This window comes from Massilioclostridium coli, from assembly GCF_900095865.1.
In the GTDB taxonomy this organism is placed as follows: domain Bacteria; phylum Bacillota; class Clostridia; order Oscillospirales; family Ruminococcaceae; genus Massilioclostridium; species Massilioclostridium facile.
On the sequence record NZ_FMIZ01000007.1, the window covers coordinates 410,126 to 423,553 of the forward strand.

Consider the following 13,428-nt stretch of genomic DNA (forward strand, 5'->3'; position numbering starts at 1 on the left):
TTTTCTGTCTACATTAACGGCGCAAATACGCGAAGTACAGCACGTAGTAGCCGTATATACCATTTTGTCTTTTTACATTCTTCCAAAGAAATTTCCTGGGATTGCTTTAAAGTATTGCAGTAATCCTGATATACTTGGTGTACCGCTTTTGATTGGTACATCCAGATACCACATTCGAAATGAAGGTAAAAGCTCCGAAAATCAAAGTTGGTTGTTCCTACAATGGCAACCTGGTCATCAGCTACAATCGTTTTGGAATGGATAAATCCAGGGGTAAACTCATAAATTTTTACGCCAGCTTCTATTAACGGTTGATAGAAAGAGCGGGTTACTGCGAAAACATATGGCTTATCCGGGATATGTGGTGTGATAATCCGGACATCCACCCCGTTTTGTGCTGCTAAACACAACATGGAAAGCATCTCGTTATCCAGTACTAGATAAGGAGTTGTTAAATAGATATATTTCTCAGCGGAATTAATGATATTCAAGTAGGTTTTTTCCCCAACCAATTCTTCATCCAAAGGATTATCATCAAATGGCTGGACATAACCGTCTGTTTCATAAAGCCTGGTACATTGATATTGGGAGAATTCGTTTGTAGTACCGGTTGTATACTGCCACAATTGCAGGAACATTGCGGTGAGGTTGTTTACAGCGGGGCCTTTGATCATAACAGAAGCATCTTTCCAATATCCAAAACGTTCATGTTCGTTGATGTATTCATCTGCTAAGTTAATCCCACCGGTAAAACCTACATTGCCATCAATTACTGCGATTTTACGGTGATCACGATTATTCATAAAGCCGTTTAATTTTGCACGGAATGGATTAAATACAGCTACTTGAATCCCTTGGGAGCGTAGATATTCGTCATAATGGGGAGGCAATGTATTGATACAGCCCATATCGTCATACATTAGCCGGACTTCTACGCCTTGTCTTACTTTTTCAATTAAAATATCCAATACGCTGTTCCACATTAAGCCAGGCTCAATGATAAAATACTCCATAAAAATGAACTGTTCTGCTTGTTCCAATTCTTCTAGTAAAGCTTTAAATTTTACTTCACCAGGGCTTAAATATTCTGTTTGGGTGTTTTTCCAGGCTGGTTCTTGGGTAACATGGGTAGTATAATGTACATGTTTTGCGATAACAGGATTTTTTTGTTGGATTTCCTGGAAAATCTCCTGGTTTTCAGGCAGTTTTTTTTCAATGTGATATTTGCTTTTTTGGATTTGCTTTAAAATGTGTTTTTGAGTGTTTTCTTTCCGGAATAATAAATAAAAAATCCCTCCTGCCACTGGAAACAAAAAGATTAAGCAGATCCAGACAATTTTATAGGCAGGGTTTTCGTTTTTGTTAATAATTAACAACACTAAACAGATACTAATTGCTGTTAAGAGCAAAGAATAATAGTAGTATTTTGCGCTGACAAAATACAAACAAAATGCCAACAGCGCAACTTGCAGCAATAATAAAGCAATTATGACAAATAATCTACTTGTTAAAAACTTCCATACTTTTTTCATGTTTCCCTCCGTTATGAAAAATGTATTATCTGGTGAAAAGGCGGGTTGTTTATTAAAATAGACAGTATTATTATAACATAAAATCTTATAAAAACAAACGGAGGTACAAAGTTGTTGAAAAAACAACCAATTTTATGTATTGCCATCTGAAAATGTCTGGTTTCAGATGGCATAGTATGAAACAATGTGTAGAAGAGAACACTATGGAGGACAGATTATTTTTCGTTTTCAATCGAAAATTCCCTTAAATAAACGGCGTTATCTTCTGTATGGCTGTATTTTGTCTTTCCGCTTTTGGTTTTTTTAAACTGAGTTGCGGGAAAACTTTCGTCATATAGTGGTACCACTGTTTCATCTGGATGAATCCTAGTGCGGTTTCCATGATATTTATTGGTGTTCATAGCTTTCCTCCTATAAATATTTTTTATAGGCTTCGATAGTCTGCTGTTCAAAACTTATCATATCCTGTGCCAATTGTTTTTGTTCCTTGGGCGCTTCTGGATGATGGTTTAACGCGCTTTGTAAATCAATGATTCCCATATTGCTACCTTGAATCATCATTTTTGCCATATGGCTTGGGGTAGAATCCATCATTAAATTCATTTTAACTCCCATTTTTAACATTCTATCCTTCATGGAAGAGGTGGCTTGGGGGATTTGATTACCGGATTCAATTTTCCTTTTAAAATTCCGGTATTGGTTTAATTGGGAAGTAAGGCTGCGTTTGATTCCAGCAGATTGGGAGTATGCCAGCATGGACTCTGCGGCATGTTCCCCCATAGAAGCTGTTTTATAAATTTCTTTTTCCAATTCGCTTTGTGTCATAAAAAGGTCTCCTTTCATTCGTTCTTGTATTATTATTCGTGGTTTCTGCCTGGATTATGTGTGTTATTCCTTTGACGATTGTTGACATGATTACTAATAAATTGTATAATCAAAATATCAAAATTTAGGAGATTTACCATGATTTTAACAGTGGACATTGGCAACACAAATATGGAGTTTGGGATTTTTGAAAACAATCAATTAAAAGCTAATTTTCGTTTGGTAACAAACCGCACTGTAACATCGGATGAAATTGGATTGTTTATGACGCAGTTTTTTTCCATCCATAAGATAACAACGGATGAAATTGAGGATATTATCATTGGTTCGGTTGTGCCGCAGGTGATGTTTTCCGTATCCAACGCAATGCGGAAATATATTGGTAAAGATCCCCTAATTGTTGGAGAAAATATCCAAATTAACATGAAAAACAATTATCACAATCCAAAGGAAGTAGGGGCAGACCGTTTAATCAGTGCTTATACCGCTTTTCAAAAATATGGCGGTCCTGTGATTATTGTGGATTTTGGGACAGCCACTACCTTCGATTTGGTAGGAGAAGATGGTGCTTATGAGGGCGGGACCATTTATCCTGGCATTAAAATCTCCATAGAAGCGTTAACTCAGAATACCGCAAAACTGCCTACTATTGAGTTTCAGGCACCTGGTACAGTAATTGGACGGGATACTATAACCAGTATGCAATCCGGTGCAGTTTATGGCTATGTAGGTGCTGTAACTTACTTAATCCAGAAAATGAATGATGAATTGGGCAAAAAAGCATTTGTAGTGGCTACTGGGGGACTATCTACCTTGATTTATGAAAATTCTAATTGCATTGATAAAATTGACAAAACATTGATGCTGGAAGGCTTGATGAAAATTTATCAGGATTTTTGTCACGCATAAAATAAAAATACGGGACATAGATATAAGGTAAAAGGGAAAAGCTGGTGAGAATCTATGTTTCATTCCTGCAAATATGTGGTTGTTTCGGTTTGCCTGATTGTATTTGTCAGTTTATTTTGTATCCATGAAATTAAGACGGTTACCACAGTAGGGACAACGCCCCAGTTAAAGCGTCAAATTATCATAGACCCTGGTCATGGTGGGGAAGACGGTGGAGCAGAAGGGTTGTATCAAGCTGTGGAAAAAAATATTAACCTGGATATTTCGTTGGAATTGGCAGATTTATTTCGTGCCTCAGGGTTTGAAGTCATTTTGACCCGAGACCATGATGTGTCCATTTATGATGATTCCGCTAAAAGCTTGCGACAAAAAAAGAGATCTGACCTCAAAAAGCGGTTAGAGATTGCCAACGATAATCCTCAGGCGATTTTTATCAGCGTCCATCAGAATAAATTTGAACAGAGCCAGTATTCTGGGGCTCAGATATTTTATGGAGAAAAAAATGCCTCCAGTAAATTGTTAGCGGAGTCTTTGCAGCAGGCATTTGTAGCGAATTTACAACCGGAAAATACCAGGCAGGTAAAACCGATTACTTCCAGCGTATATTTAATTCAGAATGCGAAACCAGTAGCAGTGTTAGCAGAATGTGGGTTTTTATCCAACCCGGAAGAATCGAAAAAATTATTGGACTCTACCTATCAAAAACAGGTAGCGTTTACGTTATATTCTGGAATCCTCCGTTTTTATGAGGCTTCTGTGTAAATTTAGATAAAGGAGATCATTTTGGCAAAAACAAAAGAAGTATATTGTTGCACTGAATGTGGATATCAAACTCCAAAATGGAATGGAAGATGTCCCAACTGTGGTGCTTGGAATACATTTGAATTACAAACATCTGCTCCAGAACCAGCAGGAAAACGTACGGTTACCATCTCTTCTGCGGCAGCGGTTACGCCTACCAGTATTACTGAGATTGATGTTACGGATGAGGTACGCTATCATACAGGGATTCAAGAACTTGACCATGTATTGGGTGGAGGGATTGTAAAGGGTTCCTTAGTCTTACTAGGAGGGGACCCTGGAATCGGGAAATCCACTTTGCTGTTGCAGATTTGTGGCAGACTAGGGGAACAGCTAGAAATTTTATATATTTCTGGAGAAGAAAGCGTTCGCCAATTAAAGTTAAGGGCAAACCGGTTAGGGGTAAATTGCCCTAATTTATATATCGTATCGGAAACGGATTTAGATACGGTTGCCAGTACAATTATGAAGGAGCAACCTGATTTAGTAATGGTAGATTCCATCCAAACCATGAACATGGCTGCAGTTCCTTCCTCTCCAGGTAGTGTCACCCAAGTGCGGGAATGTACCAATGCTTTAATGCGGTTGGCGAAATCAGAGGATATTCCCATTTGGATTGTAGGGCATGTAAATAAAGATGGAAATATCGCGGGGCCAAAAGTACTAGAACATATTGTAGATGCTGTACTATATTTTGAAGGGGAAAATAACCTTTCTTACCGTATTTTAAGGGCTGCGAAAAACCGTTATGGTTCTACGAATGAGATTGCTGTGTTTGAAATGGGAAACGATGGATTGCATGAGGTGCTAAATCCTTCTATGCTGTTGTTATCGGAGCGACCAACAGGAGTATCCGGTACCTGTGTTGCTTCGGTGATGGAAGGTTCCCGTCCAATTATGGCAGAAGTACAAGCATTGGTAACCAAAACCGGTTTTGGCAATCCACGTAGGACATGCACCGGATTTGATTATAATCGGATGGCACTGATCATTGCGGTACTAGAGAAAAGAGCGGGCTACTTTTTTGGAAGTCTAGATACATATATCAATATTATTGGGGGGTTGAAACTAGATGAACCTGGGGCAGACCTTGCCATTGCGTTGACGTTAATTTCTAGTTTGCGAGATATCCCGCTCGATGACCAGTTAATTGCCTTTGGGGAAATTGGATTAACAGGGGAAATCCGTACTGTGAGCGGGGCAGTTCAAAGAGTGAGAGAAGCAGAAAAGCTTGGTTTTACTCGCTGTGTATTGCCAAAACAATGTATGAAGAATTTGGTATTGCCAGCGGAAAGCCAAATTGAATTGATACCGGTACAAAATATCCGGCAGGCAATTCAACGATTATTTCAGTCTTAAAGGGAAAATTGTAGGAATGGCAATGTGGGTGCATCCTCCAAATAATATTTGGATTTATGGGCGGATTGCAGCAATGCCGTTGTGCAAGCCCCTTTACAACAAAGATAAATAACACTGAAAGTTATAAGGAGACGTAAAAATGAAAATTGGAAACATTGTAGTAGGGCAATCTGGAGGACCTACTTCAGCGATTAACGCCAGTTTAGCTGGTGTTTTTCAAGCGGCAAAAGATTTGGGTGCTGAAAAAATTTATGGCATGCGGCATGGGATTGAAGGCATATTAAAAGAGGAATTTATCAATTTGTCCCAAACGTTGGGGTCGGATAGCAAAGTGCAGTTATTAAAAATTACGCCTAGTTCTGCGTTGGGGTCCTGCCGATATAAACTACCTAAAGTAGAAAAGGATGAGCAGACATACCAGAAAATTTTTGATATTTTAAAAAAATATGATATCTCTCATTTTTTCTATATTGGCGGGAATGATTCCATGGATACCATCCAAAAACTATCTTCTTACGGAGCAAGAATAGGGAGCAATATTACTTTTATTGGTATTCCAAAAACAATTGACAATGATTTGCCTTTAACAGACCATACGCCAGGATATGGAAGTGCTGCTAAATACATAGCTGCCGCTACCAAAGAAGTCATTTATGATGCGTCAGTTTATCCATTTCCAGCAGTTACAATTATGGAAATTATGGGACGTGATGCGGGGTGGCTTACCGCTGCATCCAGTTTATCCCGTGGGGAAGACTGTGATGGGCCAGATTTAATTTATTTGCCAGAACGGCCATTTGATGTGGAACAGTTTGTGGATAATGTAAAGGAAAAAATGTCACAGAAATATGCTGTTGTGATTGCGGTTTCCGAAGGATTACGGGATGCTACAGGTACTTATATCTGTGATTCATTGGCAAGTAAAAAGGTAGATGCGTTTGGGCACCGCCAGTTGGAATGTACTGGAAAGGCTTTAACCAATATGTTAGAAGTATTGCATTGTAAAACCCGTGCCATCGAATTAAATACCTTACAACGTTGTGCCGCCCATATACTCTCTAAGACGGATATTGATGAGAGTTTCCAATCCGGATATGAGGGGGTGCTGGCTGCTTCCAAAGGGGAAACGGGAAAAATGGTTACCTTCCACCGCATTTCCAATACACCATACCAGTTGGAATACAGACTTAGTGATATTAACTTGATTGCCAACCAGCAGCGTTCTGTTCCAGGAAAATATATTACCAAAGGCGGTACAGATGTTTCTGATTCGATCCGTGAATATATTGAACCTCTGATTCAAGGGGAATATACACCACAATATAAAAACGGTGTTCCATCCTATTTTCGTTTTTAATTATCTCAAATAAACAGCGGGATTTTTCCCGCTGTTTTCTCCATATAACAAAAAGTCTCCACCACTTTATAGTGGGTGGAGAGCTGAAATGTGAAATATAGCGATCCATTTTCTATGATATACATCTGTTTTTATTATTTTTCCGCAGGCGAGTTTCCGTCTGCGGACTCTTCTTTTTTGCGCCGAGTCCACAGGTCGAGAAGATGGAATTCTTCCTGCATGATGATCATAATCGGTGCACCAAGAATGATCGGAAAAATCGTGTTGTTACAAAAAATCGTGCCGATTAAGGTGACAAGATCTACTTCAGGCTGAACAGCATAAACGCCAAAGGAGATCATAACGGTCAGAACCACGGCGGAGATAAGAATTATGACAATATATGCAAGAAAATCGCGGCTGTCACGCAGGGAAAAGGCTTTTTTGCGAATCATGTGCCATAATTTGTAGATCATCACCACATACAGGTAGTTGGCAATGAAACCGGCAATACAGGACCACTGTAAGCTGTCGGATAGTACATCAGAAATCAGATTACCCACCGCAAAAGCAAGTGCCCCCGTCTGTCCGAAAAACAGACCGAAGATAGGTTGCAGGCAGGTGACAGGCCGGATATCGGTAAATCCGGGAATCATAATCATGACTTTAAACGGGAGAGAAAGAAGCATATGTATTAGGACCAAAAACAGAAATCTACCAATTTTTCGTCCCAAAGGTGTTTTTTGAGTTTGTGTCATGCGGACCACCTCCGTTTCCAAGCCACAACAAAAGCGGTTACATCAAATTCAGATAGGAAAGCCCCTAGTGCTACCAGAACGCAACCAATTATCAAAGAGGGTGTTAGTGTAATACGATCGACCAGAATCGGTGGAAGGGTAGCGGAAAAGATGGTGGAAAAGACGATTTCTAGAGAATAGATCACCGAAGCTGTCCGGGCAGACGCCTGCTTTTGTGCAAAAATATTTATGACGGTAGCAAAAGCACAGATAAAATAACTGTAAACAAAAATGCTGGAGAGCATCTCGGAGGAGTAGGAAAGAGCAAAAACCGTGCGTGGTTCGATAAACAGCCATATGAGGAAGGATAGAACTGCAACCACACCTAAAATAAGGGCGGACAGCTGTATTGGCTCCATCTCTTTTGCCGCTTCGTTGAGTTTAATAATGTACCAAGCCCGAAGCAGGCATACCACCAACATAATCCCGATTCCAGGTAGCTGGGATAAGTCAGTGTGCAGATTGACCGCCAGCAGAATCCCTATCAATATGAGCCCTACCCCAAGCCAAGTGTTGATTCGAATCTTCTGACGTCGGAGCAGAAGAAGAACAGGAAGAACAACCGTTGTCATGGACAGGGTAAAAATACCGGTGGAAACATTGAGATATTGTAGTCCAAACAGCATCAGCAGGTTATAGGTCATATTCAAGATGCCTAACCCAGCCACACGCAGAAGATTCTTTTTTGTAATGGGCCGGAAGATTTTTTTAAAGAAGATGGCAATTAAAATCAGACAGCCGATAAAATTAGTCATGGCGGTAATCGAAATGGATGGAATTTCAGCAGGAATATTTTTAAGCAGAATGACCTCCGTTGACCAGCAAAGCGTTACGCAAAGAAGACAAAAATTGGATTGGATTTTATTCAAAGTATTTCCTCCTCAAGCATTCTCTGTAAAGCGGGAAAATGTCGTCTCTCTTTTTCTGTAAATTTACCCGCTATACTTCTAAATCCTATATCATTATATCAAAGAATCGTTTTTTTTCAAGTAATTTTAAAATAGGGCGAACCCAGAAAGAATACAATAGTCGCACTGCAAAAAAATGTTATGGAATCAAAGCCTGAAGAAGATTTTGAGAAGGAATAGAATTCTAAGGTGCCCCAGATATTCGTATTGACGGGGATATTTTTTATAAACTGCTGTGACAAGCCTATTATATTATCAAATATAGATAGTTTTTTCTTTTTCATAGGGGAATACTAAATAAGCAAAAGCCTAAATTTTGTACTACCCTTTCCCTTTCTGAAATAGATATGGGATAAGGGGGGATTATATGGGGCTTTTAGAACAGATCAATAATGGATTAAGTCGGATTGTTTGGGGTCCGGTAATGCTTTTGTTTTTATTGGGGATTGGGCTGTATTTTTCTGTCCGAACTGGTTTTTTTCAAATCCGCTATTTTGGAAGAATGTGTAGGGAAACAATTGGAAGTTTATTTGAAAAAAAACCAAAATCAAAACAAGGAATTACCCCCTTTCAGGCAGTATCAACCGCTTTGGCTGGCACATTAGGAACAGGAAATATTGTTGGGGTATCCACCGCGATTGTTACTGGAGGTCCAGGTGCTATTTTTTGGATGTGGGTCAGTTCTATTTTGGGGATGATGACCAAATATGCGGAGGTATTGCTGGCGGTTTATTACCGAAAGAAAAACGGAAAAGGGGAATATATTGGTGGCCCCATGTATTATATTCAATATGGTATGGGATATAAATTCCCAGCCATATTATTTGCGCTGTTCTGCGTGGCTGCTTCGTTTGGAATTGGGAATATGACACAATCTAACGCTGTCTCTACGGCGCTAGAATGTTCTTTTGGAATTCCAACTTGGATTAGCGGTGTAATATTAGCTGTTTTGGTTGGAATTGTTATTATAGGAGGGATCAAACGAGTAGGAAGTTTAGCAGAAAAATTAGTTCCACTGATGTCCTTTCTCTATTTAGGATTGGCAATTTTTGTACTGTTTTTTAATAGAAGTCAGATACCAAAAGCATTTGAGGAAATTTTTCAATATGCTCTTTGCCCATCTTCTATTTTAGGAGGAAGCGCCGGATATTTATTTATGCAGGGAATCCGCTTTGGTATTTCCAGAGGGGTTTTTTCCAACGAAGCGGGATTAGGGTCTGCTCCCATTGCCCATGCTGCTGCCAACGCAAAAAGCCCAGCTCAGCAGGGCATGTGGGGAATGTTTGAAGTGTTTTTTGATACGATTGTAAGCTGTACCATTACCGCTTTGGTTGTGTTAACTTCAGGGGATTGGCTAAGTGGACAGAATGGTTCCACGTTAACCTTAACTGCTTTTTCTAATGTGATAGGTGATTCAGCTCAGGGACTAATTTCAATTTGTATGGTATTTTTTGCGTTTTCCAGTATTTTGGGATGGGCATATTATGGTGAAAAATGTATGGAATACTTATTTCACAAAAAATTTGCTATTTTCATATATCGTTGTGTATTTTTAGGGTTTATGATATGGGGAGCAGTACAAAATCTTTCTTTGGTATGGTCTGTTTCTGATACACTAAATGGGTTGATGGCGATACCAAATCTGATTGCGTTAGTGTGGTTAAGCCCGATCGTATTTCAGGAAACAAAACGATATCAAAATATGATCAAAACAATTAAAAATGAAAGAAATTTGTAAGAGTTTTTCTATCGCTTTTTCATGGATCAGTGCTATAATAAACATAGCATATAAAATAATTTTTGATTATCTTCTTAATTCAAAAAGCTTGTGGATAGGTACAATTTATTTAATTATAATATAGTAATAATTTGTATTGAAATACCATTAAATCATTTATCACAACAAATCTTATTTTTGCCAAACCCATTGACTTGCTCAATGGATTTGGCTATATGCCTTTGATAAAAATAGGAATATTTATATATCTTTGTAACACATATTAATGTATTTTGAAAAACAATTGGCTAGTATTGTTTAGCGGTTAAAAGCAAATAAAGAAGGATGTGTAACCTTGCGTCAGAAAATGAATCATAAATTAATTTTAAAGGCAGTGTTTTTAACTTTATTTTTAGTGGTTGCTGTTTTACTTACCATTTGGGCATTTCCAAAAGTAATGGAACTAAAAGACCCTGCCGTACGGGAAATGTACAAAAATGAAGTTGAAAATATGGGGATTTCCGGATGGTTTATCATGTTGGGAATCCAAGCGGCGCAGGTTGTGTTTGCTATTATTCCAGGGGAACCAGTAGAAGTACTATCTGGTTTGTTGTTTGGAGCGATCCCAGGATTGATTTTGTGTTTGTTGGGGATCTTTATTGGCACAGTAATTATTTATTATGTAGTAAAATTATTAGGCAGACCGTTTGTAGAGTTTTTTATTTCTCAAGAGAAATTGGACAAATTGAGTTTTCTTCATGACACTAAAAAATTAGGGCCTTTGGTTTTCCTATTGTTTTTTATCCCTGGTACACCAAAGGACTTGCTAACTTATATTGTACCGTTAACGAATTTAAAACCACTCCATTTTTTTCTCATTTCTACCTTTGCTCGTATTCCATCTATTATTACTTCCACTTATGCAGGAGCAGCTATTTATCAAGAAAACCTGTGGGGTTCCATCATTATGTTTGCTGTTGCTGGTGGTTTGGCTATAGTTGGGATTTTAATAAACAAAAAATTAATGGCTTATTTAGAAAAACGGAGAAAAAAACATCCACATAAAACAAAGGTATCCAAATAAGAAGATAATAGTCTTTTTTCACCCGCTTTGCGGGTGATTTTTTGTCTATTGTATCAATTTGATTAAGAAAGATGGAGAAGATTTTTATATTATTTTTTGAAAAAATTATTTTTGGCTGTGCTGATTATAACGTTGTAGGTTTTTAATATTTTAGGGAAAACAGGTTTTATTCGTGATGGATAATATAATGGTTCTCCAAAAAGAAAACTTTTCGATATCCATACTATAAGGTATCCTCTGTAATTATAAATTGATATATTTATCTTTCTAAGGAGGATAAAATAAAACCCGGTTTATGCACCATGACATAAACCGGGTTTTTGTGTATGAATTTTTATTATGCTTCTTCTTTGATAAAAGGTTTGATTTCCTCAAAAAATGCGGAAGCGTCATCACTGCGGACTTCCACTCTAATTGGTTTTGATAAATCCAAACTAAAAATACCCATAATCGATTTTCCATCAATTGCGTATCTGCCAGATACCAAATCTACATCAAAATCATATTTGGATACTACATTTACAAAAGTTTTTACGTCAGTTACAGTATTTAACATAATGGTTACTGATTGCATGTTGGTTACCTCCAAACATCTTTACTTTATAAAATTACCATAATACAATATAACAGCACTCAATTTTTAAGTCAACTATCTAATTGTAAAAAAAAATAAAATCAGCTATAATACTATCAGTAAACATAAATTATGAGTAGATTTTATGTGTTTTTCGATTATTTTTTCGAAGTATACCGCAGTAAATAGCAATATCCTATAGGATAATTGGTTTGGTTTTAAAATGATAGGCTATTTTTTCTATTAAATGTTAAAGGAATGATTATTTGAGAGTTGCTTTTTATACCTTAGGTTGCAAGGTCAACCAATACGAAACTGAAATTATGTCCGATTTATTTTATCAGAATGGCTATGATGTAGTCCACTATGATGATGAAGCGGATGTATATGTTGTGAATTCTTGTACAGTTACATCTTCCGGAGATAAGAAGGCAAGGCAGGCATTGCGTCGGTTTAAACGGAACAATCCAGATGCTGTGGTAGTATTAACAGGATGTTTCCCTCAGGCTTTTCCGGATGTGGATCAACAAATACCGGAGGCAGATGTGATTACAGGTTCCTATAACCGAAGTAAAGTGGTAGAACTGGTACAGCGCTTTTTGGAAACAAGGGAGCGTGTCATTGAAATCACTCCACATCAACGGCAGGAACCATTTGAAAAAATGGCGGTGAAGAAATTCACGGAACGCACCAGAGCCTTTGTGAAAATTGAGGATGGGTGTGACCGTTATTGTAGCTATTGTATTATTCCAACTGCCCGAGGGCCAGTGCGCTCTAAAACGATGGAAGATTTAAAACAGGAATTGACTGACTTGGCAGCTAATGGTTATTTGGAAGTGGTGTTGGTAGGAATCAACCTTTCCTCCTATGGCCGTGACCTGGAAAATGTCCGTTTGCTGGACGCGATCCAATTGGCTTGTTCTATTCCAGGAATTGAGAGGGTCCGTTTGGGTTCTTTGGAACCGGAATTGTTAACCGATGAAGATATCCATGAGATGGCGAAAATGGAAAAATTTTGTCCTCAGTTCCATTTATCCTTGCAAAGTGGGTGCGACGCTACCTTAAAACGGATGAACCGCCACTATGATACCAAAGAATATACTCGTATTGTGGAAGCTATCCGGAAAGCGTTTGACAACCCTTCGATTACAACGGATATTATGGTGGGGTTTGCGGGGGAAACCGATGAAGAATTTCAGCAATCTCTGGAATATGCTCGGTTTATCAAATTAGCGAAAGCCCATGTGTTCCCTTATTCGATCCGCCAAGGGACCAGGGCGGCGAAAATGCCTGATCAGATATCCAATGCGGAAAAAGCAAGGCGCGCCGCTTTAATGGCAAAAGTAACAGGGGAAACCCGTTTGGAATTTTTAAAAACCCAGGTTGGAAAACAAGAATCCGTATTGGTAGAAACCTTCCACAATGGTATTATGGAAGGATATACAAAAAATTATACTCCAGTAAGAATAAATACGGATGAAAACTTGTGTGGGCAGATAAAATGTGTTAAAATTATAGATGTATTGGACGATAAATGTGTGGGGGAATTGATCGATTAACTCCACTGGTGGTCACAATAAAATAAA

At 38.3% G+C, this 13,428-nt stretch carries 13 protein-coding genes; 7 read left to right on the plus strand and 6 right to left on the minus strand.

All coding sequences use genetic code 11. From position 1 onward, the window contains the following. Nucleotides 1–8 precede the first annotated feature (8 nt). The 3 genes from cls to BQ2683_RS07325 all read right to left on the minus strand — a co-directional run bounded on the left by cls (nt 9) and on the right by BQ2683_RS07325 (nt 2,357). Nucleotides 9–1,532, minus strand: a complete 1,524-nt coding sequence (cls, locus tag BQ2683_RS07315) for a cardiolipin synthase (protein WP_069988354.1) — start codon at nt 1,530–1,532, stop codon at nt 9–11. Nucleotides 1,533–1,747: 215 nt separating this feature from the next. Next, on the minus strand, nt 1,748–1,933 hold the full coding sequence (locus BQ2683_RS07320) for a hypothetical protein (RefSeq protein WP_069988355.1): 186 nt from the start codon (nt 1,931–1,933) through the stop codon (nt 1,748–1,750). 10 nt (nt 1,934–1,943) lie between these two features. Continuing rightward, entirely contained in the window at nt 1,944–2,357 is a 414-nt protein-coding gene (locus BQ2683_RS07325) for a hypothetical protein (RefSeq protein WP_069988356.1), read from the minus strand. Between the two features lie 138 nt (nt 2,358–2,495). Here BQ2683_RS07325 and BQ2683_RS07330 point away from each other — a divergent pair, with 138 nt between their 5' ends. The 4 genes from BQ2683_RS07330 to BQ2683_RS07345 all read left to right on the plus strand — a co-directional run bounded on the left by BQ2683_RS07330 (nt 2,496) and on the right by BQ2683_RS07345 (nt 6,783). Further along, nucleotides 2,496–3,266, plus strand: a complete 771-nt coding sequence (locus BQ2683_RS07330; protein WP_069988357.1) for a type III pantothenate kinase — start codon at nt 2,496–2,498, stop codon at nt 3,264–3,266. A gap of 54 nt (nt 3,267–3,320) precedes the next feature. Beyond that, nucleotides 3,321–4,028 (plus strand): N-acetylmuramoyl-L-alanine amidase, encoded by a 708-nt coding sequence (locus BQ2683_RS07335; RefSeq protein ID WP_069988358.1) that lies wholly within the window; start codon nt 3,321–3,323, stop codon nt 4,026–4,028. Nucleotides 4,029–4,049: 21 nt separating this feature from the next. After that, nucleotides 4,050–5,426, plus strand: coding sequence for a DNA repair protein RadA (gene radA, locus BQ2683_RS07340; RefSeq protein WP_187118739.1), 1,377 nt, complete (start codon nt 4,050–4,052; stop codon nt 5,424–5,426). A 139-nt stretch (nt 5,427–5,565) separates the two neighbouring features. After that, nucleotides 5,566–6,783 carry a 6-phosphofructokinase gene (locus tag BQ2683_RS07345; protein WP_069988360.1) on the plus strand — a complete coding sequence of 406 codons (1,218 nt, stop codon included), beginning with the start codon at nt 5,566–5,568 and terminating at the stop codon, nt 6,781–6,783. 134 nt (nt 6,784–6,917) lie between these two features. Here the strand turns inward: BQ2683_RS07345 and BQ2683_RS07350 are convergent, their stop codons facing one another. Next, nucleotides 6,918–7,520, minus strand: coding sequence for a QueT transporter family protein (locus tag BQ2683_RS07350; RefSeq protein ID WP_069988361.1), 603 nt, complete (start codon nt 7,518–7,520; stop codon nt 6,918–6,920). Further along, a complete protein-coding gene (locus BQ2683_RS07355; protein WP_069988362.1) occupies nt 7,517–8,428 on the minus strand; it encodes a DMT family transporter in 912 nt (303 codons plus the stop codon). Before BQ2683_RS07355 ends, BQ2683_RS07350 begins: the two co-directional genes overlap by 4 nt. A gap of 406 nt (nt 8,429–8,834) precedes the next feature. Here BQ2683_RS07355 and BQ2683_RS07360 point away from each other — a divergent pair, with 406 nt between their 5' ends. Further along, entirely contained in the window at nt 8,835–10,205 is a 1,371-nt protein-coding gene (locus BQ2683_RS07360) for an alanine/glycine:cation symporter family protein (RefSeq protein ID WP_069988363.1), read from the plus strand. 334 nt (nt 10,206–10,539) lie between these two features. Beyond that, the gene (locus tag BQ2683_RS07365) at nt 10,540–11,268 is read left to right on the plus strand and encodes a TVP38/TMEM64 family protein (RefSeq protein ID WP_083256413.1); all 729 of its coding nucleotides are present in this window, start codon (nt 10,540–10,542) and stop codon (nt 11,266–11,268) included. 337 nt (nt 11,269–11,605) lie between these two features. On the opposite strand, the gene BQ2683_RS07370 is transcribed toward BQ2683_RS07365, so the two are convergent. Beyond that, on the minus strand, nt 11,606–11,842 hold the full coding sequence (locus BQ2683_RS07370; protein WP_069988364.1) for an HPr family phosphocarrier protein: 237 nt from the start codon (nt 11,840–11,842) through the stop codon (nt 11,606–11,608). A 266-nt stretch (nt 11,843–12,108) separates the two neighbouring features. On the opposite strand from BQ2683_RS07370, the gene mtaB reads away from it, so the two are divergent. Next, complete coding sequence (gene mtaB, locus BQ2683_RS07375) at nt 12,109–13,401, plus strand: tRNA (N(6)-L-threonylcarbamoyladenosine(37)-C(2))-methylthiotransferase MtaB (protein ID WP_069988365.1); 1,293 nt, start codon at nt 12,109–12,111, stop codon at nt 13,399–13,401. Nucleotides 13,402–13,428: the final 27 nt, after the last annotated feature.